Raw genomic sequence first — 21,918 nt, 5'->3', positions numbered from 1 at the left:
CATTGGTATGCAGACGCAGGAAGTGGCGATAAAGCCCAATTTGCGAGTGGTTCTCAAATCTGATGCACAGCTAATAGATGAGGTTGTGGTAACCGGATATGGGGTAACTAAAAAAGCAGCATTTACGGGATCTGCCCAAACGGTGGATAACAAGGACTTGATGAAAAAAACAGATGCAAACTTTATGAAGTCTTTGGAAGGATCAGTAGCTGGTTTACAAGTAAATAGCTTGACTGGACAACCTGGTGCATACGCTTCTACTACTATTCGTGGAGTTGGTTCAATGAATTCTGGAACCGAACCTTTATACGTAATTGATGGTATTGCCATTTACACAGACAAAATGGGGGCTTATAACAAAGCCGGGACAGGGGATATGGCGGCAAGTCCGATGGCTAATATCAATCCTAACGACATTGAGTCCATCACAGTTTTGAAAGATGCTACAGCTACAGCTATTTATGGAGCTCGTGCAGCGAATGGAGTAATTGTAGTTACTACTAAAAAAGGTAGTCTGGGAAAAGCGCGTTTTAATGTGAATGCAAAAGTCGGAACTAGTTTTGTAGGTAAGATAGATCATAATTATCGTACGACAAATCTGGATAAATACAAAGAGATCTGGACCGAAGGACTAACAAATGCAGGATATGACGGTGAGGATGGCATGACTTCTGCTGAATGGCTGAATGCCTATGTTATGGATTGGTATAATGTGGACTTGACGCAAAATATCAAGAGTGTGGATTGGCTGAAGGAGATTCTGCAAAATGGTTTTTCACAAGAATATGATATCAGTGCTCAAGGTGGGAATGAAAATTTGCGCTATTATATTAGTGGAGGATATTTTCAGAACACAGGTATCGTCATCGGAACTGGAATGAAACGCTATAGCGGACGTATTAGTTTAGATGGAAAAAGCGGGCGGATAGGATATGGACTTTCTGTGAATGGAGCACTCTCCGATATAAACAACACTATGACTGAAAGCCAATATACTAATCCTATTGTAGCAGTATATGACATCCGTCCGTTTGAACAGGTGCGCAATGAAGACGGAACATATAATACAAATGTTAATTATAATCCTGTAGCTATTAACGATAAAGAAAAAGGTGATAAACGCAATCAAAAGCAGATTACATTGGTTGTGAATCCATATTTTACTTATAATATTATTGATGGCTTAACATGGAAGACAAATGCAGGATTGAGCTTGATTGACTTGGACGAGTTCTTTTACAGTTCAATTTATAATCCTCAATATTCCGGTAGTGGTATGCTTGGTCAAAGAAACCAGGAAAGAGCAACAACCTTGACCATTACCAATACCGTAAACTTCAACCGCACTTTCAAAGACATGCATCATTTGAATGTGTTGTTGGGACAAGAAGCACAGAAAATATCTTATAGAACAATTTATGCAGCTGCCAGTGGATATCCTAGTGATGCTGTTTTTGAATTGGACAATGCTTCCAAGCCAACAGGGGCGGGATCTTCAACCAAAGCAAGCACTCTTTCTTCATTCTTTATGAATGCAGAATATAACTTGAATGATAAATATTATCTGTCAGGCAGTTTCCGTTATGACGGCTCGTCAAGATTTGGTGTAAACAACAAATGGGCTCCTTTTTGGTCTATAGGAGCAAAATACCGAATCTCTAACGAAAGCTTTATGGAAAATACCAAAAGTTGGTTGACAGATTTGACTATCAGAGGTAGTTATGGAACTGTAGGTAATCAGGATATTGGTTATTATGCAGCAATGGGATTATATAATTATGGATATTCTTATAATGGTAAACCAGGAGCTATTCCTTACCAAATAGCCAATCCGGATCTAAAATGGGAGACTGTTGCAAAAGCCGATATCGGTATCCATGCTGTTTTCTTCGAAAGACTGACACTCGAAGTGGACTATTATAACCAACGGACAAAAGATATGATATTTGATGTACCACTTTCTTACACAACTGGATTCGGATCTATCCTGAAAAATGTAGGTGAGATGGAAAACAAAGGTATAGAATTCTTGATTAACGCTAACGTACTTAGAAATAAGGATTTCAGTTGGGATGTTCGTTTCACTGGTACGGCAAATAAAAATAAAATCATAAAACTTGCCACAGAAAAACCAATTGAGAATACTCTAACTATCAGAAAAGTTGGCGAGGCGTATAATACATTCTATATGCCGGAATATGCAGGAGTGGATCCTGAAACAGGAGAAGCAATGTGGTATAAAGGACAAGAAGGGGATGAGAAAACAAAAAATGTAAATGAGGCCGGTCAGCGAATTGTAGGTTCTGCCGATCCTAAATTTTATGGTGGCTTTGGAATGAATTTCAAATACAAAGGTTTTGACTTCTCTTTTGATACCAGTTTCACCTTGGGAAATAAAGTATATAACTCCGGATTTGCATTTGATATGCAGGTTGGACATTATTTCTTAGGTCCGGTATCTAACTATGTTTATGACAACCGCTGGCAAAAGCCGGGAGATATAACCGACGTACCCAAATTTGTAGCTGGAGACAACTCGGGAGCAGAAACTAATTCCAGCCGTTTCTTAATGAACGGTTCTTATTTGAGAATGAAATCCATGGTTTTAGGATATACTCTTCCGAAGAACCTTATGAATAAAGTGGCTATTGACAATTTAAGAGTTTATATCTCTGCTGACAATTTGTTCACTATCACTGCTAAAGATTTTATAGGATTTGATCCACAAACTAGATCTACCGGTATGCAGTCTTGGGCATATCCTGTACCTAGAAATATCATGTTCGGTCTTAATCTTAGCTTCTAAAAAATAACTTTAGAAATTTATGACAATGAAGAAAATATTATTTGCTTTATTAACCGGTTGGATGGCAATTTCATTCACCGCATGCGATGACTTCTTGACAGAAACGCCATCAACTTCTGTTCCGACAGAAGAAGCCTTGGTTACTACCCAAGATTTTCAGAATGCTCTAAATGGTGTATATTACACATTAGGTTCATATCGTTTTCTGGGACGTGATGTATTAGCAATTGGAGATGCGCCAACGGATATCACTTCACATTCCGTTGCAACGTCTCATTTCTATGACATCTTCCGCTATCAGATACTGGATACTAATTCATACATAGAAGAAATATGGGCATACGGATATTGGGCTATCGACCGTTGTGCACGTATCATTAAAGAAGGTGCTTCATTTAAAGAAGTAACAAAGGGGGATCTGGCAGAAGTGGAAGGATGCATCGCTCAAGCCTATGCTATTAAAGCCCTCTGCTCTTTCTATTTGACTAACATGTTTGGTTTGCCATATTCGGAAGCCAACAAAACGACATTAGGTATCGTAAACGTTACTGAACCCGTCCCTGCCTATTCACAGGTGTCAAGAGTCAGTGTAGAACAAAATTATAGCCTGATTCTTGATGATATAACGAAAGCTAAAGAATATTATGCTAAAGAAGGTGTTGAAAATGTAGGTAAACAGTATATGAATACGGCTGCAGTTGCTGCACTTGAAGCTCGCGTAAAACTCTATATGAAAAATTACGAAGGGGCTATTACAGCGGCTCAAGAGGCAATAACCCTAAGTGGTGGTACAATTGTATCAACCAAAGAAGACTATAAGAATATGTACACGACATTGGCTGTTTCGACAGAAGACATTTTCTTTATAGCAAAAGCCGAAGATGATTATTTGTCCGCTAATGCTCTGAATACTTTATGGAATAAATACGGTTTGTCTATTAACAGCGCAACAGTAGCAGAATATTCACCTAATGATATTCGGCTGGCGCTTCTTGGCGGTACGTGGACTGGTGGAAAAATGCGTGGTATCACAACCAATAATCAGATTTCTAATTTGCCAGTTTTCAGACTGCCTGAAATGTATTTAATACAGGCAGAAGCATATGCAAAACAGTCAACTCCTAATTATGGAAAAGCTAAAGAAAAGCTATTGGAAGTAGCTTCCAAAAGAAATCCGGATTTGGATGACAATGAAATAGCAGAGGATCAAACGGTTATTGATGCCATTGATAAAGAAAGAAAATTAGAACTGGTTCAAGAAGGACATCGCTTCTTTGACGCAAGAAGATTAGGCAAAATTATTAGTGTAGCAGATGGATCGTACACTAATTTCAACATCGCAAAATTTGTGTACCCAATACCTTCTTTTGAAGTCAATTCAGGTTTTGGAGTTATACAAACAGAGGGATGGAGTAATAATTTACCTCGATAAAACATTTTTTAATATTGCCTCCATATAAGGATAAGTTTTAAATAAATAGATGAGACCTGCAATTTTAGAATTAATCGAAATTGCAGGTCTTATTATTCATAAATATATACATAAATAGTTTTACGTAAGAAACATTTACTTCAACATCGTATCGAATAATGGGGAGAAGGAGCACGTCTATTAGACTACAGACGTTATATTGATCCGGAAGACTGGGAAATGACGATGATGATTCCAATGACAGAGTTCGACGGTAATGAAAGCTTAAATATTGCCACTGATCAGAATCCATAAACAATTCACTTCTTTTTAATGAAATAAAAAAGAGTAGATACAATATATCCAATTCCAAGATATAAAAAAGATACTGATTTATAAAGGTAAAAATGAGACTAAACTCTTTGGCAAGCCTTGGAGTTTTAGTCTCATTTCTATTAAGGGGGTTATAAAAAAACTCGGGAATCTATTTTTTACAAAAGTAATTTAAAATAAAATATTCCTGATAGTTGTCATCCATTTACGGCTTTATTTATATATATCTTATTAACTTCTATAAGGGTAGTTCATTTTTTACAGCAAAGATAAATTTCATTTTAAGGACTCTTCAACCCTTCTATCTTTTATCATCAAGGAAGCATCCCCTCTCTCACAATATCCACCAAAATCGGTTTCAATCCGCTGACGAAACATTCCACCGCAATTACCATCAGAATCAATCCCATGAGGCGCATCATTACATTGTTTCCCGTCTCGCCCAATACGTTTACCAATTTCGTAGAAGCACGAAGAATAAAGAAAGTCAGCAGATAAATCAGGGCAATAGTGCCGATCAAAATTCCCTTCATTTCATAAGAATGTGCATCCTGCATCAAGACAATAGCATTGGCAATCGCTCCGGGACCGCATAACATAGGAATGCCGAGAGGAGTAATGGAGATATCATCCGCATACGTTTTGATTTCTTCATCTTTCAGTTTCATTGGTGTATAACGGGCTTGAAGCATATCAAAGCCGATCTTGAAGATAATCACCCCACCGGCAATACGGAAGCCATTGGTAGAAATACCGAAAAACTTAAAAAGAAACTGCCCGGCAAAGACAAATACCATTATTGTAATAAACGACACAATGGTGGCGCGACGTACGATAGACTGACGTTCCTTATCCGTCATACCATGAGTCATGGTAAGGAAGACAGGCATCGTTCCCAATGGGTTGGTCAATGTAAAGAATGAAGTGAAACAAAGTAAGGCAAAAGGCAGAAGCGTACTATCCATGATTATATCGTATTTTATGCAAAATTAAAACGCAACAAAAATACGACTTAATCCAGAAAACCTATAATAAATCCATTAATTCTTTCAAGGAATGTATGTGATAAGTGGGAAGAAAAGGGAAAGTAGTCCGTTCCGTCACATTGTAAAAAGCCTGATGCATCCCTACTCCGTGCGCTCCGGTTATATCCGCTTCCCAACTGTCACCAATCATCAAGGATTCGCGCAATTCGGATTGAGTGGCAGACAAGGCAAAATTAAATATTGCCGGCCAAGGCTTCAACACTCCGAGATCTTCCGAAAGAATCACTTTTTTGAAATACCCGTCCACTCCTGCCGACCGCATCTTGCATGATTGCAATTCACGGAATCCATTGGAAAGGATATAGAGGTTATATTTAGGAGCAAGATATTCCAATACCTCCTTTGCATGAGGCATCAAAGTACTTTTAGTGGGAATAATCGCGAAAAAATCTTTCGAGAACTGTTCGGCAAGCGCTTCATCTTCCACTCCCACAGCCTGTAAAGGATAAAAGAAACGTTGACGGTTCAATTCATCTTTCGTTATTTTTCCTTCGCCGTACTCAATCCAAAGTTCGGTATTTCTTTGCTGATAAAGGGTATAATAATGATCGAACGAATCAAAATAACGGTCGAATGAATATTTCTGATATACTTCTTCAAAAGTATCACGGGCATTTTGAGAGAAAGCCCAGATGGTATCATCAAGATCAAAAAAAAGATTTTTATATTTCATCAGTAGTTATGCGTATAATAAGAAACAAAAAAGCCAATGTGCTAATTTCTTGAATCCAGGAATCAGCACATTGGCAATTCAAAAAGGGATGTCTACCTTATTTTACTTGAATAACCAAGTATCTGGATACACTCCAGAATTCAGTAGGATTAGTAATCTTCAATGTCAACTGGCCTTTGTCATCTTTTACCAATTCATAAGAACCGGACGGATGAGTAGTCAGTAACTCAGCACGTTTAGAGTACAACTTGATTTCTTTGGTTGTACGGATATCGATTTGAGTGAAATAATCCTTATTGAAATCAGCGCTCTTCAATACATCTCCGCTCTGAAGAATCTTTTGAGCTTTCAATTCAGATTTAGTACCGAATACGAACCAGGCAGCATTCAAGCTCTTTTCCTGTTCAGCAACGGTTTTAGCTTTCGCTTCGTTTTCTGCAGCCAACGTTTCTTTAGCAGCAGACAAGTCGCTGACAGCAGCATCCAATTCCTGGATACGGATATTCTTGGAAGCCAGTTCTGTTTGAAGTTCTTCGATACGTTGTTGTTTAGCGTTCAATTCAGCAGTCAAAGCAGCAACAGCTTTTTTCATCTGTGCAGAATTGTAATTGCTGTTCTTCAACTGTGCCTGCAACTTTGCAATCTGCGCTTTGTTTTCTTCCATCTGTTTAGAGATGAATTCGATGTCAGAAGCAATCTGTTGCTTGGCGCTGGCAGAGTTTTCAGTGATGGTTCCACGTTGCAAGTCAACACGACTTTCGGCAGCATTGATCTTACGGAAACCTTCCTGAACTTCATTGAAAGTACCCATCATATCATCCAGTTCAGCATTGCGCTGGTTCAGTTCCATCAAAAGAGAATCATTTTCAGCTTTCAGGTCTTTACTTCCACCTTTAAAGCTATCACACGAAGCTAACATGGCTACGCATACAAATAAAACAGCTAACTTTTTCATACGTTTACGTTTTACGTTTTTTAATGAAATTATTTAATCATCTATTCCTGCTAATACTATCACAATCTCGCCCCGGGGTTCGGTAGCGGTAAAGTGTTCTATCAATTCAGCCAAACTGCCCCGAACTGTTTCTTCGTGGAGCTTGGATATTTCACGCGACACGGTTGCCTGACGTTCAGCACCGAAATATTCGGCAAACTGTGTTAACGTCTTCAACAGACGGTGGGGTGATTCATAAAACACCATCGTACGGTGCTCTTCCGCCAATGTCTTCAGTCGTGTCTGCCGTCCTTTCTTCTGGGGGAGAAACCCCTCGAAGCAGAACTTCTCGTTCGGCAATCCCGATGCAACGAGTGCCGGAACAAAAGCGGTTGCTCCCGGCAAGCACTGCACTTCAATGCCGTTGCGTACACACTCACGAACAACCAGAAATCCGGGATCGGAAATTCCAGGCGTTCCGGCATCCGAAATTAGTGCCACCGTTTCACCTGCCTTTATTCTATTAACAACACTTTCCACCGTTTTATGTTCATTAAATTTGTGGTGAGATTGCATTGCATTCTTTATTTCAAAGTGTTTCAGCAAAATACCGGAAGTACGTGTATCCTCCGCCAAAATCAGATCGACCTCTTTCAGGACTTTGATAGCCCGAAAAGTCATGTCCTCCAGATTCCCTACCGGCGTAGGCACCACATATAGCTTTCCCATCTTGTTTTTGTTTTATGCTGATTGATTAAAAAATTTCTTTAGTAGTTCCAGAAAGTCGTTCACCGCCTCCTTTTCTTCATTCAATTCGACTTTCGAGGACAGAAATGCGACTGCAGTCTTGTAGGAACTCATTACTGATATCTGTTCGATAACCCGATTCATCAAATCAGTGTCGCCTCCGAACAGTTCACGAGAAAAACGGAAAGAATCATTCAAGCTGATAGCATGTCGCAAGCCAGCAGACAGTTTGAGACTTTCTCCCAACACAGCCGATTTAGGTTCTTCCTCTTTCACAACAGTTTCAACGACAGGTTCCTCAACAATTGCCGGTTCCTCTTTTTTCCCTTCTTCTTCTTCTTCTTCTTCTTCTTCTTCTTCTTCTGCTGCTGCTGCTGCTTCTGCTGCTGTCTCTGCAGCTGCCGCTATTACGACAGGTTTCTCTTCCGCAACAATGGCTTCTCCTTCCTCATCTTCTTTCACAACAACCGATTCGAGAGATTGTATAATCACGGGGGAATCCTCTTCAGACCCGGCAACTTCATCCTCCTCTTCCGCTGTCTCTTCCACAGCTGACGGAGAAATTACCTGAACAGCATCCACCTCCTGCTGCAGTTCATCCAAACGTCCCTGCATCCGTGTAATGCTCCGCTTCAACAGTTCAGACAAAGTCGGAGTCGGCTCCTTGGTAAATGAATCCATGAGATACTTCAACTCATGAACATCCAACTCAATATCTGTTAATAGCTTCTGTTTCATGTCAGTCCATTGTTTATACGGTGCGAATGTAGGAATAATTTATGCAATAACTTAAAATAATGGATAATTTAACAGTTCTTGCACATTGAATTGCTTACCTTTGTCCACATATTTACTTAATCAAGAAAACACAAAATCTCATGGTATTATTTTCAGAAGACCACATACAGGAGACTAGAAGAAGAGGCCGGATCGAAGTAATCTGCGGTTCCATGTTCTCCGGAAAAACAGAGGAATTGATTCGTAGAATGAAGAGAGCGAAATTTGCGAAACAACGTGTAGAGATATTCAAACCGGCTATCGACACCCGTTATTCAGAAGAAGATGTAGTCTCTCACGACAGCCATTCTATCGCCTCCACTCCCATCGATTCGTCAGCCAGTATCCTACTCTTTACTTCCGAGATAGATGTAGTAGGCATTGACGAAGCACAGTTCTTCGACAGTGGTTTGATTGATGTATGCAACCAGCTCGCCAATAATGGAATCCGTGTTATCATTGCAGGGTTGGATATGGACTTCAAAGGAAATCCGTTCGGACCAATGCCGCAATTGTGCGCCATTGCCGATGAAGTCTCCAAAGTTCATGCAATCTGTGTGAAATGTGGCCAGCTGGCTTCTTTCTCACATCGTACTGTCAAGAATGAGAAACAGGTTCTTTTAGGCGAAACAGCCGAATACGAGCCTCTGTGCAGGGAATGTTATCTCCGCGCACGAGGGGAAGATGAGCAGAAAGTATAAACTCTATAAAAGAAAAAGATTATGGAAAGGAAAAAGATAACATTCGACAGTTTTATACGCGGTTCTATCGGATGTGTGTTAGTTGTAGGAATATTAATGCTTGTAGAACGCCTTAGCGGAGTGTTATTACCTTTCTTTATTGCATGGCTGATAGCTTATATGGTCTATCCGCTAGTCAAATTCTTCCAGTATAAGCTACGATTGAAAAGCCGCATTATTTCCATCTTCTGTTCCTTATTCCTTATTACGGTTATCGGAGTCACTTTATTCTACCTATTAGTGCCGCCGATGATTTCGGAAATAGGCAGAATGAACGACTTGCTGGTGACTTACCTCACCAATGGAGCCGGAAACAATGTACCTAAGAGTCTTTCTGAATTTATCCACGAAAATATCGATCTTCAAGCACTGAACCGTGTATTAAGTGAAGAGAATATCCTGGCGGCAATCAAGGATACCGTCCCCAGAGTGTGGACTTTGCTTGCAGAATCTCTCAACATTCTATTCAGCATTCTTGCCTCCTTCATTATATTATTATATGTAATCTTTATATTATTGGATTACGAAGCGATAGCTGAAGGATGGTTGCATCTGCTACCCAATAAATACCGTACGTTTGCCTCCAATCTGGTTCACGACGTACAGGATGGTATGAACAGATATTTCCGTGGACAGGCCTTGGTTGCTTTCTGCGTAGGTATTCTTTTCAGCATTGGTTTCCTGATTATCGATTTCCCCATGGCTATTGCTTTGGGACTTTTCATCGGAGCATTGAATATGGTTCCCTACTTGCAAATCATCGGCTTCCTTCCCACTATTTTATTAGCAATCCTCAAAGCTGCCGACACCGGACAGAACTTCTGGATTATCATTGCATGTGCATTAGCTGTCTTTGCAATCGTACAAATCATACAGGATACCTTCCTTGTCCCCAAAATCATGGGAAAGATTACCGGACTGAATCCTGCCATCATCCTTTTATCTCTTTCCATCTGGGGTTCATTAATGGGAATGCTCGGCATGATCATCGCCTTACCACTAACAACTTTAATGCTCTCCTACTACCAACGCTTTATTATCAACAAAGAAAAGATAAAATATGATGAAGCCGAAACTACTGATAATCAAGAAACAAGCCATAACGAGGAAAAATAATTGAAACTTTTTTCTACGGAATGCTTGCAAATTAAATAAAAGTAACTACCTTTGCACCCGCAATCAGGAAATAACTGATTCGCAAATAAGGATTGATTCGCTAGCTCAGCAGGTAGAGCACAACACTTTTAATGTTGGGGTCCTGGGTTCGAGCCCCAGGCGGATCACTGAAAACAAAAGAAAAAGTCAAGCAAATCCCTGATAATCAAGCGTTATCGGGGATTTCTTTTTTCTGGCAGATAGCAGAAAATAGCCGTTTCAAGGGCTCAGTTGTAATTCTTGGGGGATTAAGTTTTGTCAATTCCCTTCATGCATATACTTTTGCTAGCCTAAAAAGGAAGAAGCTCATATCCACTACTCCTCTAAATGATGCCCTAAATGCTTTGATTTTAGCATTAAATGCTTCTGCTGCTGCATTTGTACTCCTGTTCACAAAGAAGTTCAAAATTGGCTCAGTCTGAAAATTTGGGGGATTTAATTCAGGGCAATCACATCCTTAAAAATAGATTCATTCCGCACAGTTTTGAATAAATATTAGATGCATCGGAATTTTATTTACTCTAGTAACAAAGAAAAAACGCTTAGTAATAGAGTTCTATCTGACACCCGGGTCTCAATGGTACTAACACCCGGGTGTTGGCATACTTGAGACCCGGGTGTCATAGATGCTGAGACCCGGGTCTCAGATAGATTGTTTATACAGTAGAGAAAAATCTAAACTATATTATTTAATTTCTTTCCGTACGGATCAGTTCATTTCCGTACCGGAATGAATCTTTTTTTTAAGGATATGGCTGTGTCCTGAACCAAATCCCCCAAGAATTACAACTGAGCCCAAAATTTTACTAGTACCATATAAGTTCACAATCTTTTATTACACATCTCTTGATCTTGCTATTTTCAATAGAAGATTGTACTTTTGTCATCATTTTATCAGTCAATATTTTACACAAATGATCTTTATACACAATTTATTGCTCATTCTGGGACGTGGAATAGGACAAGTGATGTTTCAGAATAATGCGCTATCCGGATTATTAATGCTAATTGGAATATTTCTAAACTCATGGCAAATGGGAATACTAGCAGTCTGTGGTAATATAATAAGTACACTGACAGCCTATTTTTCGGGATATAAGCATAATGATATTAAAAATGGATTATACGGATTTAATGGAACTTTAGTAGGTATAGCAGTTGGCGTATTTCTGCAATTATCGGTAGGAAGTTTAATCATGTTGATTATCGCTTCGGCCCTTTCCACATGGATTGCCTATTTTTTCAGTCAGCAACGTTTGCTCCCTGGCTTTACTGCTCCTTTCATTCTTGCTGTATGGGGAATGTTGGGAGTTTGTAGCTGGCTTATACCAGATCTACTACCAGTTTCTGATACGGTTATTGATACCACACAGAATATTAATTATTTCCAAGCCTTCTGCTTAGGTATAGGGCAAGTCATGTTTCAGGGAAATACAGTTCTATCCGGATTATTTTTCCTTATAGGCATTTTGATTAATTCTCGGAAGACAAGTCTCTATACCATCTTAGGAGCACTTCTTCCTATTCCCCTAGCCATTTTACTTGAAGTGGATACTACAAACTTAAATGCCGGTCTAATGGGATATAATGGCGTATTATGTGCCATAGCTTTAGGAGGAACGAGCTGGAAAAATGGCGTATGGGCAGGATGCTCTGTCTTACTGTCCACCGTATTACAGATTCTAGGAATGAGTTTGGGTATCACTACCTTAACCGCTCCCTTTGTTATATCTGTATGGATCATACTAATGATACAAAAAGTAATAAGGACACAGAATAACTAAATTAGCCTTCAAATAAAATTTTGTGATATTTTTTTCAAAGAAAAAGATATTATCTTGTCACCCGAAATAATTGCCTTTGTGTTATGAACACTACACCATAATGCAGTAAACTTAAAAATAGTATCCAAACTCCTTGAATTAAAAAGAGTTTGGATACCTCAACATTTACAGTAAAAATATTATTTATAAAGTTTCAATCAGATCTTAGTTATGCTTACAACATAAAGGTGATAACTACCTATATAAACAACAGACAGAAGTGTATCACATAATTATGATAACATCATCTCATATCTTTTCACCCACAATCAGCAGCAATTTTTCATTTTCCCCTCTTAAAAACTTAATTTCTTCTTTCAACCAATCTATTTCCTTATTTTTTGAAGAAATCAATTCAGCTATCATTGCATCAGGAGTATAATTACGACTGATAAAATTCAATATCTTGGAGATATTTATTTCTTCTCTTTTTTTAAAGTTTCAAATTGCTCCTTTTGTTTATCCAACAGCTTTTCGAAAATCTCAATTACCTGTTCAACAGGAAAACTATTAAAGGTCTGATTATTACCTGTATTACTGACAGCACTTTTAACACCGCAATTCTCGTAGAAGTTATTCGTATTATACAAGATTGTCTCTTCATTAAAATTCTTCAGGCCATCTACAGTAACGCCTAATGCTGAAGCAATCTCGCCTAATCGTTCATCGTCAAACTTCTCTGTTTGTTCTATTTTTGAAACAGCCTGTTTCGTTATACCTAACAGATCACCGAGTTCCGCTTGAGTCATTCCCCGAAGCCGACGCACCCGTTCAATTTTTCTTCCCAGATGAATAGTATTTGTGTACTTTTCCGTTTCCATATTCCAGTCTGTTGATTATTTGCCCTGCTTTATGCACTCTCTTAGAATCTCTATTTTCTCCTGTTCACTTTTCAACAAGCGTTCATACAGTTCAACCACCTTTTCAAGAGGATTAATCTGTTGGTTATGAGCATAAACAGTAGCAATTGCTCCCGGAGAAATGGTAGCATCTTTATAATTATTAATATTACAAATGGCTTTTTCAACATCAAAATCCTTGATGACATCAGTAGATATTCCCAAGACTTCAGCTATTTTGGTTAACAATCCATCCTCTATTTCATCTTGTTTCTCTATTTTCGAGATCTCCTGTTGACTAACACCCAGATCAGAAGCCAACGCTTCCTGTTTCATACCTAGATATACACGGATTCTTTGCAGATTGCGACCGACATGCCTTTGATTCACCTTGTCTTTTACTTTAATATCCATATCATTGTTGCTTTAGTAAATACATTGAGACAAAGATAATGAAAATAAAATTCGCAACTACATATCGCCCTTTGAAAAAGACAGCTTTCTATCTGTTTCTCTTTTGAATATAACCTAATTAGATCTATTTTATCCCAGTCTTTATCATTCTTATCTACTTCTAAAACTTTACTACTGTAAAGTTTACGACGGGTAAAGGTTTAATCAACAACAATATTACCTTATAAAATCAAATATACAACAGGTAGTAAGAAACAACTCTGTCCTGATAAAAGTCAACTTTATTTTTTTCAATCCCCAGTTCTATATGCATAATTTTGCCCTGTCAGTTTTTTTACTGACATGAATCGTGGCGCCACATTCAAAACAGTAACAGAATAATGTTCAATTGGCATTGACATTCTGAACAATCATCATTTAACCAATAAAATCTAATAGCCTATGGGGTAAGTAAAATCATTACAATCGAAACATAGCTTTAAATCATCCTGAAATTTAGCTATCCAAAAACAAATTAGTAAACATACAATTAAACAAAAAGCATGAAATCATTTTCTGATAAAACAAACATAGGGGAGAATAATCCCCTAAAGACTGTTTATAGAATGAATTTTTACCTATTATTCCTATTAATAGGTTCATTATCGATACTTGGATCAACACGGGCTTATTGCCAACAGAGCAGAACGATCTCGGGTATAGTGAAAAACTCTCAAGGAGAGACAATTATCGGAGCAAATATCGTTGAAAAAGGTACCAGCAACGGGACGATTACGAATGTAGACGGACTGTTCACACTGCGCGTATCGCCCAATGCAGTATTAAAGGTATCTTATATGGGATACACGGAGCAGGAAGTCAATACACGCAACAAGAACAAGCTGGAAATCATACTGACGGAAGATGCCAGACTGATTGATGAAGTAGTGGTGGTAGGATACGGATCGGTCAAAAAACGGGATTTGACGGGGGCGGTAACCTCCGTCAAAAGTGCAGAAGTACTGGCCGCTCCTACCAATAATGTGATGGAAGCCCTTCAAGGCAAGATACCCGGAATGGATATCACCAAGACTTCGGGACAGGTAGGAGGTGATGTCACTATCCTGTTACGTGGTTCACGATCTATTTATGGCAGCAACGAACCGTTGTTTATTATCGATGGAATCCCCGGCAGTTATAGCCAGGTCAGCCCGTCGGACATCGAGAGTGTAGATGTGTTGAAAGATGCTTCTTCCACCGCCATTTATGGTTCCGCAGGAGCAAACGGCGTTGTAATCATCACCACCAAAAGAGGAAAAGAGGGAAAAGCGACCGTAAACTTCGATGCTTATTACGGATTCAGCGGTTCACCCAACTACAGACATGGGATGACGCGGGATGAATGGGTCACCTACCAGCAAGAAGCCTATAAATATAAAAACGGTGACTATCCTACCGATATGTCCGCCCTACTGGGGAAACAGGATTTTATAGATGCATACAACGACGGCAAATGGATAGACTGGATAGATGAAGTGTCGGGCAACACGGCTACCACACAGAAATACAGTCTTTCGGTCAACAGTGGCACTGAAAAGACAAAATTATTTGCTTCGACTTCCTACAACCGGGAGGAAGGTTTACTTAATAACGAAAATCTGAACAGATATTCGTTACGCCTCAATCTGGATCAGCAGATATTTTCATGGGCAAAGGTGGGCTTTACCTCCAATTTAGTCTACCGGGACTTGAACTCCGGCGTAAAAAACACATTCACCAAATCTCTCTCCGCCATCCCGTTGGGTGATGCTTATACCGAAAAAGGGGAGATCAATCACGAATACATCACAGGACAATATTCCCCGATGAGTGATTTTATAGAGAACCAGTATGTAGACAACACACGTTCTACCTACCTGAATATGAGCGGCTATGTCGAACTAACTCCCGTCAAAGACCTGACTTTTACCAGTCGTGTCAATGGTACGTTGAATCACTCACGCCGCGGGCAATACTGGGGAGAGAAGTGCAATGCCAACCGTCCGTCTTATGCAGGTTCACCGCATGCTTCCATCACCAACAACAATGCCTGGAATTACACTTGGGAGAATATTCTCGCTTACAACACAACCATCGCCAAAGACCATAATCTGGGAGGTTCACTGATTACTTCCTGGAATAAGAACCAGTCGGAAAGTAGCATGGCTGCCGCCAGCGGTCAGATGGTAGATCAATGGTCTTTCTGGCGACTGACATCGGGTACTTCCCAACATGTGGAATCCGACTTCGCACAGACACAGAAAATGTCTTTTGCCTTCCGTCTGAACTATTCGTACAAGGGCAAATACCTGTTTAATTTCTCTACCCGTTGGGACGGTGTTTCACAATTTTCTACCGGACATAAATGGGATGCCTTCCCCGCAGGCGCACTGGCGTGGAGAATATCAGACGAGGCATTTATGGAAAAGACACGTAGTTGGCTGGACAACCTGAAGTTGAGAGTGAGCTACGGCATCATGGGTAACTCGGGAGGAACCACCGCATACAGCACCACAACACAAGCCTATGTATATACAGCTTCGGGAATTTCCATTAACGGGAAGATCGTTCCTTTCACGCAATACGCTGATAGTTATGGTAGTTCCGATCTCGGATGGGAAAAATCATACAACTGGAATATAGGGTTGGATTTCGGTATCCTGAACGGTCGCATCGACGGCTCGGTAGAATGGTTCAAAACGACAACCAAAGGATTATTATTCAAACGTACATTACCCATCACCAGCGGTCTGACCGGATGGGGATCGCCTTTGGCCATCTGGCAGAACATCGCCCAGACCAGTAATCAAGGTGTGGAAGCAACGATCACTTCGCACAACATACGGCACAAAGATTTCACCTGGAACACGACCTTATCCGTCACTTGGAACAAGGAACAAATAGACGACCTGCCTGACGGTGACCTGATTGCTGAAAACCTGTTTGTCGGTGAACCGATTAAAGCTATTTACGGATATAAATATGCCGGAATCTGGGGAACCGATACCCCACAGGAGACATTAGATGCCTACGGTGTAAAACCCGGATTCATCAAGATAGAAACCTTAGACCAGAAAGGCGATGGAGGTGTGCATAAATACAGTACGGAAGACCGGCAAATTCTAGGACATTCCAATCCGGACTGGATCATCGGATTCAGCAATTCCTTCACCTACAAGAATTTTGATTTATCCGTCTTTGCCATGGCACGTTACGGACAGACAATCAACAGTGACCTGCTCGGTTATTATACCGCTGAACAGAGCGTAACCAAGAATCAACTGGCAGGCGTAGACTACTGGACAGAGGATAATCAAGGAGCCTATTTCCCCCGTCCCGGAACGGGAGACGAACAAAAAACCGTATATCCTTCATTAAGAGTGCGCGACGGCTCCTTCATTAAGATTAAGAATATCACGCTGGGATATACACTACCCGTCAATATTTCCCGCAAAGTTTTAATGGAGAAATGCCGTATTTATGCCACAGCCTACAATCCGTTCATCTTTGTAAAAGATAAGCAGTTGAAAGATACTGATCCCGAAACCAACGGTTCGGATGCATTTCCTACCTACCGGCAATTTGTTTTTGGCGTTAATTTGACATTCTAACAAAAGATTATAATCATGAAAAGGATATATATAAAATTCATATTTTGCAGTGTGCTGTTCTCGGCCTTATCTCTACATTCCTGCACCTTGGAGGAATACAACCCGGGCGCATTTACCAAAGAGGCTTTGGCTACTTCCATCGATGGATATGAAACCCTGATTAACCAGTGTTATTTTGCTATGGAAAGGTTTTACTACGGTTCTGCGGACTGGATGTCACTGACTGAAGGCGACACCGATCTTTGGACGTATAAAGCCAACGAATCAACAAGTTACACACAGTGGTTCTGGTTTTTCGCAGGAACATCACCCAATACGACTTACACCAATAATTGGTGGAACGGGACATACGACGGTGTGGGAGCCTGTAACGAAGCTATCGCATTAGGAGACAAACCTCCCTACACCACGGAAGAGGAGCGGAATGCCAAGATTGCGGAAGCCCGTTTTCTTAGAGCTGTCTATTATTTCAATGCAGTGGAACAATTCGGAGCAGTGACGATGCTCACAGAACCGATAACAGCGGAAACACTGACTTACTCCCCCACCCGCACCGATCCGATGACCATCTACCAGGAAGTAATCCTGCCCGATTTAAGATTCGCATCCGAATGGTTGCCAACAGGTACGCATGCAACTACTACCACCCCGACGAAGAAAGCCGCTCTCGGTTTTCTGGCTAAAGCCTGCTTGCAGACGTACGAATATGGAAGCACCGAATATTTGCAGGAAGCTCTGGATGCAGCCAAAAAATTGATTACCGATTGCGAAACTGGCGGTGGGAAATACAATACGTATATGTACCCATCTTATAGCGAAGTATTCAAAGAGAGCAATAACTGGGAAAACAAAGAAGCTCTCTGGAAACATCGCTGGTATGCAGGAGCAGACGGTCACGGATCAAGCAACGGAAATTACAAGCTAAATCGCAACGATGAGTATTTCTTATGCAATATCAATAAGTTCGGTGCTCGTGAAGATAATCAGGAAACACGCCTTACTTGGGAAGGCTCAATTACCGGTATCTTTATGCCCACTCAGCATTTGTTGAGTTTGTATGTACAGAAAGACGGAACATTGGACCCCAGATTTCATGAATCGTTCACTACTGAATGGAACGCGAACAAGAATTACACGTGGGATGAGAGTGCCGTACATATGTATGACAAAGAAGAAACCGTCATTGGCAAAGCTCTGAATAAAGGTGACTTAGCCATTAAGTTTATCATGCCACAAGACATTGATTATGCTACAGAAAAGCAAAAAGAACATATTTCTGATTACTTACTGATTGATTATCACCATGTATATAGTAATGACAATAATAACGTGAACATGAATTATGCTTATACAAACGTCACAGGCAATTACAAGGATGACGGCACAAACGAGAACCAGTTCCGCTACTATTATCCGTCACTGAATAAGCATAACAGCAGTAATTATTATGTAGCCAATGCTTCCAAACAGAGAAATGGTAATCTGAATGCGACATTTATCATGCGTATGGCAGAAGTTTATTTGATTGCGGCAGAAGCTGATATTTACCTGAATGGTGGTGCAAATGCAGCCGGTTATATCAACAAGGTTCGTGAACGTGCCGGAGCAAATCGGCTTACAGGAAGTATTACGGTGCGTGATATCTTAGACGAAAGAGGCCGTGAACTTTGCGGAGAATATTGCCGCTTCTACGACTTGAAACGGACAGGAATGTTTAAGAACTCGGAGTATCTGGAGAATACTCATCCGGACTTAGCACAATTCTTTCACCCGAATTATGCATTACGTCCCATTTCAACTACATTTACTGCAACAATCACCAATGGCAGCGAGTATCAAAATCCGGGATATTAAATAGGAATTTCAATATGTACAGGTATTATGGAATCAATCTTGGCACCTGTACATTAATTATATATTAAGAAATGCTCCCTATCTCGTTTTGAGATGGGGAACATACTTTTCAAATATGAGAAAAACAAGATATAGATTAATTATATCGAAAACTGTTTGCTAGTCAGAATAAAGTCTCTACCTTTACAAAGGATAACCATGTCACTTATTAGTGGCTATTTAAAACCGCTTATGCCTGTTGAAAATGAAAACAGCTATCATATATTATTCAAAACATGGAACTACCGAGCGAGTAACACACCTTATCGGAGAAAAGTTGACTAATAAAGTTGACTACATCTCATTAAAAGAGTGTCCGAGACCTGATATTCGAACTTACGATCGAATAATTCTCGGAACAGCCATTTATGCGGGCTCTCCAAACCGAAAAATTACTCAATTCTGTCACAATAATCAACTGTTATTAGAGCAAAAAGTAATAGGGTTATTCATCTGTTGTATGAACGAAGAGCAAGAAGCGGAAGAAATGAATAAGGCTTTCCCGGAGTTCTTGCAGAGATTATCGATTCCCAAAGCCATTTTAGGTGGCGAGTTTCAGTTTGACAAAATGAATTTCATCGAAAGATTTTTGACGAAGAAAATAGCGAAAGTAAATTCTTCCGTTTCGAAGCTGAGATATGATGCTATAAATGAGTTTACAAGTCAGATAAAAGATAATCATTTATGGTAACTTCTTGAGTTATCTATTGAGCAACTTTGTATTCAAATAATAAATAGAATGGCCGTATAAGAAAACTTCTTTCAAAAGAAGTTTTCTTATCTATTTAAGACAATACCTATAATCGCAATCTTTTACTTTTACGAATCCATTACTTAACAATGTTCTTATGGATAAAACATTAGCCTCATCAGGGTCAGCCAATATCTCTTTCCCTCCTATTTCGGCAATTTCCCCGATCAGCTTCTTTACAATAATCTTCCCGATGCCCTTACCCAAATATTCCTCTTCGCCTATGAGATAACCTATTTCAAAGACTGTCTCTTTCTCATCGACAGTTTTTCCGTAATGTTCCGGTATATATTCTTTTTCAAAATAACAATCCAAGTATAAACAAAAGCCAATGGCTTTATCATTATAATAAACAATGAAATGTTTCATATAATGATATTGGGTATTTCTATTATTTACCTCATCCAACCAAGCCATTTTATGTTCTTCTCCGTCAGGGCAGAACCATTTATAAATATATTCTTTAGCCAACCATTTACTGAAAATGTCTACATCCTTATCACGCAAAGGCTTTATTGTGATCTTATCATTCTTAATATCCATACTTTTTTGTGGTGAGACGCCAGCCTCTTTTATAAACTCCATAAATCCAACTATCTGAAATACAAAGATATAATTTTCAATACAATAAAGAAGAACTAAAGGATATTTATAAAGCAACTCATGTCCACAGATATCACAACAAGAAAACGAATGACCAAGTATAAAGAATCTAAAACAAACACAAATGTCGAAATCATACGTTGGGAATCGTACATGATTACTTATATTTGCGTTATCGAGCAACTTATTAAGAACCGGATGATATGTTAAAACGGATTAAATTTCAAATTCTGTAGAAGTGTACATCCCAATAAAATACTAAAAAGGCAAGAACATGAAACTTTGGAAATATAGTGGAACACTTTTAACAGCAACAGGAGTCATTCATACCATTTATGCGTTATTTCTTGGAAAAGAAGCTTTTACGGAAATGCTTAACAATGGATTAATAGACTCTATTGGAGAAAATCATAACCTGGGCTTTGCTTTCTGGTTCCTAATCTGCGGAATAATACTTATTCTTTGGGGAGAGACACTTCAATACTATATCAGAAAAGAACAAAAACCGGCACCTTTATTTTTAGGTTACTTCATTCTACTGTTCACCATAATCGGTTGCATAGTCGAACCAATATCCGGTTTCTGGCTTTTCTTACCGCAAGCACTTATTATTATTTATTCAAACATGAAAAAGCAGTGAGAAGCATCATCCATAGCGAACTCAAAACCGAGTGCAGTGCTTAAATGCAACTTATTAAAATCCCATAGCATCTTTCACTAAAACCATTTCTTTATGAGAGGTCAACTTCTCTAATAAAAGCAATGCAACCCCGTATGATGTTTGAGGACAATAAGAAGTTATGATATTATCATCCACCACGATGGGAGAATTTACGATAGTTGCTCCAAATCCCTGAAGCACTTTCTGTTTATGAGCACCTCTAAGATGATAAGTTGTTGCTTTCCGACCGTTCAACACTCCACTTTTCCCAACAGGCAAAGCTCCCACGCAGACTGTTGCGATCCATTTCTTTTGTGAGTCAAACAGTCGTATCAATTCCAGAAGTTGTTCATTATATGCCTCCTCATAGAATCCGAATTCTTCAAATCCGCCGGGTATCGCAAGCGCGTCATATCCATCTGCAGACACTTCATCCATGACTTTATCCACCAAAACAGGAACATTGAAAGAACTAATCACTTTTTGATTCAAACCACAGGTCACAACATCTATTTTACAATCAAAATCCGTCTTTGCCCATCCCATAACATCTATAAAAGCACTAAACTCAATCGTTTCAAACCCTTTAGCAAGGAATACCAATAATTTCATAATCAAATTAGTTATATATTAATAATATAAGAAACAGCATTGCCCTAAAAAAAACATGAGCTAAAATCACC

Annotated in this window: 18 protein-coding genes, 1 tRNA gene and 1 pseudogene; 10 read left to right on the top strand and 10 right to left on the bottom strand. The window is 39.4% G+C overall.

Features of this window, described 5'->3' with window-relative positions:
• Window positions 1-2,806 (top strand): SusC/RagA family TonB-linked outer membrane protein (locus BXY_RS05045; protein WP_208946769.1); only part of this gene is annotated, 2,806 nt, incomplete at its 5' end.
• Between the two features lie 19 nt (window positions 2,807-2,825).
• Window positions 2,826-4,238, top strand: a complete 1,413-nt coding sequence (locus BXY_RS05040; protein ID WP_008777225.1) for a RagB/SusD family nutrient uptake outer membrane protein — start codon at window positions 2,826-2,828, stop codon at window positions 4,236-4,238.
• Window positions 4,239-4,864: 626 nt separating this feature from the next.
• On the opposite strand, the gene BXY_RS05035 is transcribed toward BXY_RS05040, so the two are convergent.
• The 5 genes from BXY_RS05035 to BXY_RS05015 form a co-directional block, all read right to left on the bottom strand.
• Complete coding sequence (locus BXY_RS05035; protein ID WP_004323496.1) at window positions 4,865-5,515, bottom strand: MarC family protein; 651 nt, start codon at window positions 5,513-5,515, stop codon at window positions 4,865-4,867.
• Window positions 5,516-5,576: 61 nt separating this feature from the next.
• Window positions 5,577-6,269 (bottom strand): YjjG family noncanonical pyrimidine nucleotidase, encoded by a 693-nt coding sequence (locus BXY_RS05030; RefSeq protein ID WP_004299179.1) that lies wholly within the window; start codon window positions 6,267-6,269, stop codon window positions 5,577-5,579.
• Window positions 6,270-6,366: 97 nt separating this feature from the next.
• On the bottom strand, window positions 6,367-7,224 hold the full coding sequence (locus tag BXY_RS05025; protein ID WP_004299178.1) for a Cbp1 family collagen-binding glycoprotein adhesin: 858 nt from the start codon (window positions 7,222-7,224) through the stop codon (window positions 6,367-6,369).
• A 33-nt stretch (window positions 7,225-7,257) separates the two neighbouring features.
• Window positions 7,258-7,932 (bottom strand): 16S rRNA (cytidine(1402)-2'-O)-methyltransferase, encoded by a 675-nt coding sequence (rsmI, locus tag BXY_RS05020; RefSeq protein WP_004299177.1) that lies wholly within the window; start codon window positions 7,930-7,932, stop codon window positions 7,258-7,260.
• A 12-nt stretch (window positions 7,933-7,944) separates the two neighbouring features.
• Window positions 7,945-8,688: a hypothetical protein gene (locus BXY_RS05015; protein WP_015531341.1), complete on the bottom strand. Its 744-nt coding sequence runs from the start codon at window positions 8,686-8,688 to the stop codon at window positions 7,945-7,947.
• A 140-nt stretch (window positions 8,689-8,828) separates the two neighbouring features.
• On the opposite strand from BXY_RS05015, the gene BXY_RS05010 reads away from it, so the two are divergent.
• The 3 genes from BXY_RS05010 to BXY_RS05000 all read left to right on the top strand — a co-directional run bounded on the left by BXY_RS05010 (window position 8,829) and on the right by BXY_RS05000 (window position 10,750).
• Window positions 8,829-9,428, top strand: a complete 600-nt coding sequence (locus tag BXY_RS05010) for a thymidine kinase (RefSeq protein WP_004299175.1) — start codon at window positions 8,829-8,831, stop codon at window positions 9,426-9,428.
• A gap of 21 nt (window positions 9,429-9,449) precedes the next feature.
• Window positions 9,450-10,583: an AI-2E family transporter gene (locus BXY_RS05005; RefSeq protein WP_004315221.1), complete on the top strand. Its 1,134-nt coding sequence runs from the start codon at window positions 9,450-9,452 to the stop codon at window positions 10,581-10,583.
• A 94-nt stretch (window positions 10,584-10,677) separates the two neighbouring features.
• Window positions 10,678-10,750 (top strand) — tRNA-Lys (locus tag BXY_RS05000).
• A gap of 140 nt (window positions 10,751-10,890) precedes the next feature.
• On the opposite strand, the pseudogene BXY_RS04995 reads toward BXY_RS05000, so the two are convergent.
• Window positions 10,891-11,037 (bottom strand): annotated as a pseudogene (locus BXY_RS04995) (transposase); the annotation flags it as partial.
• Between the two features lie 499 nt (window positions 11,038-11,536).
• Between BXY_RS04995 and BXY_RS04990 the strand changes: the two are divergent.
• Window positions 11,537-12,406, top strand: coding sequence for an urea transporter (locus tag BXY_RS04990; RefSeq protein WP_015531340.1), 870 nt, complete (start codon window positions 11,537-11,539; stop codon window positions 12,404-12,406).
• A gap of 455 nt (window positions 12,407-12,861) precedes the next feature.
• Here the strand turns inward: BXY_RS04990 and BXY_RS04985 are convergent, their stop codons facing one another.
• Both BXY_RS04985 and BXY_RS04980 read right to left on the bottom strand, forming a co-directional pair.
• On the bottom strand, window positions 12,862-13,266 hold the full coding sequence (locus BXY_RS04985; RefSeq protein WP_004299170.1) for a helix-turn-helix domain-containing protein: 405 nt from the start codon (window positions 13,264-13,266) through the stop codon (window positions 12,862-12,864).
• 15 nt (window positions 13,267-13,281) lie between these two features.
• On the bottom strand, window positions 13,282-13,698 hold the full coding sequence (locus tag BXY_RS04980; protein ID WP_015531339.1) for a helix-turn-helix domain-containing protein: 417 nt from the start codon (window positions 13,696-13,698) through the stop codon (window positions 13,282-13,284).
• A 542-nt stretch (window positions 13,699-14,240) separates the two neighbouring features.
• Here BXY_RS04980 and BXY_RS04975 point away from each other — a divergent pair.
• From BXY_RS04975 to BXY_RS04965, 3 genes are all read left to right on the top strand, one after another.
• Complete coding sequence (locus tag BXY_RS04975; RefSeq protein ID WP_208946768.1) at window positions 14,241-17,327, top strand: SusC/RagA family TonB-linked outer membrane protein; 3,087 nt, start codon at window positions 14,241-14,243, stop codon at window positions 17,325-17,327.
• Between the two features lie 15 nt (window positions 17,328-17,342).
• On the top strand, window positions 17,343-19,181 hold the full coding sequence (locus tag BXY_RS04970) for a RagB/SusD family nutrient uptake outer membrane protein (protein WP_015531338.1): 1,839 nt from the start codon (window positions 17,343-17,345) through the stop codon (window positions 19,179-19,181).
• Between the two features lie 244 nt (window positions 19,182-19,425).
• Entirely contained in the window at window positions 19,426-19,911 is a 486-nt protein-coding gene (locus BXY_RS04965) for a flavodoxin domain-containing protein (protein WP_004306452.1), read from the top strand.
• A 90-nt stretch (window positions 19,912-20,001) separates the two neighbouring features.
• On the opposite strand, the gene BXY_RS04960 is transcribed toward BXY_RS04965, so the two are convergent.
• Complete coding sequence (locus BXY_RS04960) at window positions 20,002-20,514, bottom strand: GNAT family N-acetyltransferase (RefSeq protein WP_004309086.1); 513 nt, start codon at window positions 20,512-20,514, stop codon at window positions 20,002-20,004.
• Window positions 20,515-20,848: 334 nt separating this feature from the next.
• Here BXY_RS04960 and BXY_RS04955 point away from each other — a divergent pair, with 334 nt between their 5' ends.
• Window positions 20,849-21,214, top strand: coding sequence for a DUF6463 family protein (locus BXY_RS04955; RefSeq protein ID WP_004309084.1), 366 nt, complete (start codon window positions 20,849-20,851; stop codon window positions 21,212-21,214).
• A 54-nt stretch (window positions 21,215-21,268) separates the two neighbouring features.
• On the opposite strand, the gene BXY_RS04950 is transcribed toward BXY_RS04955, so the two are convergent.
• A complete protein-coding gene (locus BXY_RS04950; RefSeq protein ID WP_008777386.1) occupies window positions 21,269-21,847 on the bottom strand; it encodes a DJ-1/PfpI family protein in 579 nt (192 codons plus the stop codon).
• Between the last annotated feature and the right edge of the window lie 71 nt (window positions 21,848-21,918).

Origin of the sequence: Bacteroides xylanisolvens XB1A, assembly GCF_000210075.1 — a bacterium.
GTDB classification, from domain to species: domain Bacteria; phylum Bacteroidota; class Bacteroidia; order Bacteroidales; family Bacteroidaceae; genus Bacteroides; species Bacteroides xylanisolvens.
The sequence above is the reverse complement of the archived record's forward strand: the minus strand, read 5'-3'. Positions and strand labels throughout refer to the sequence as shown.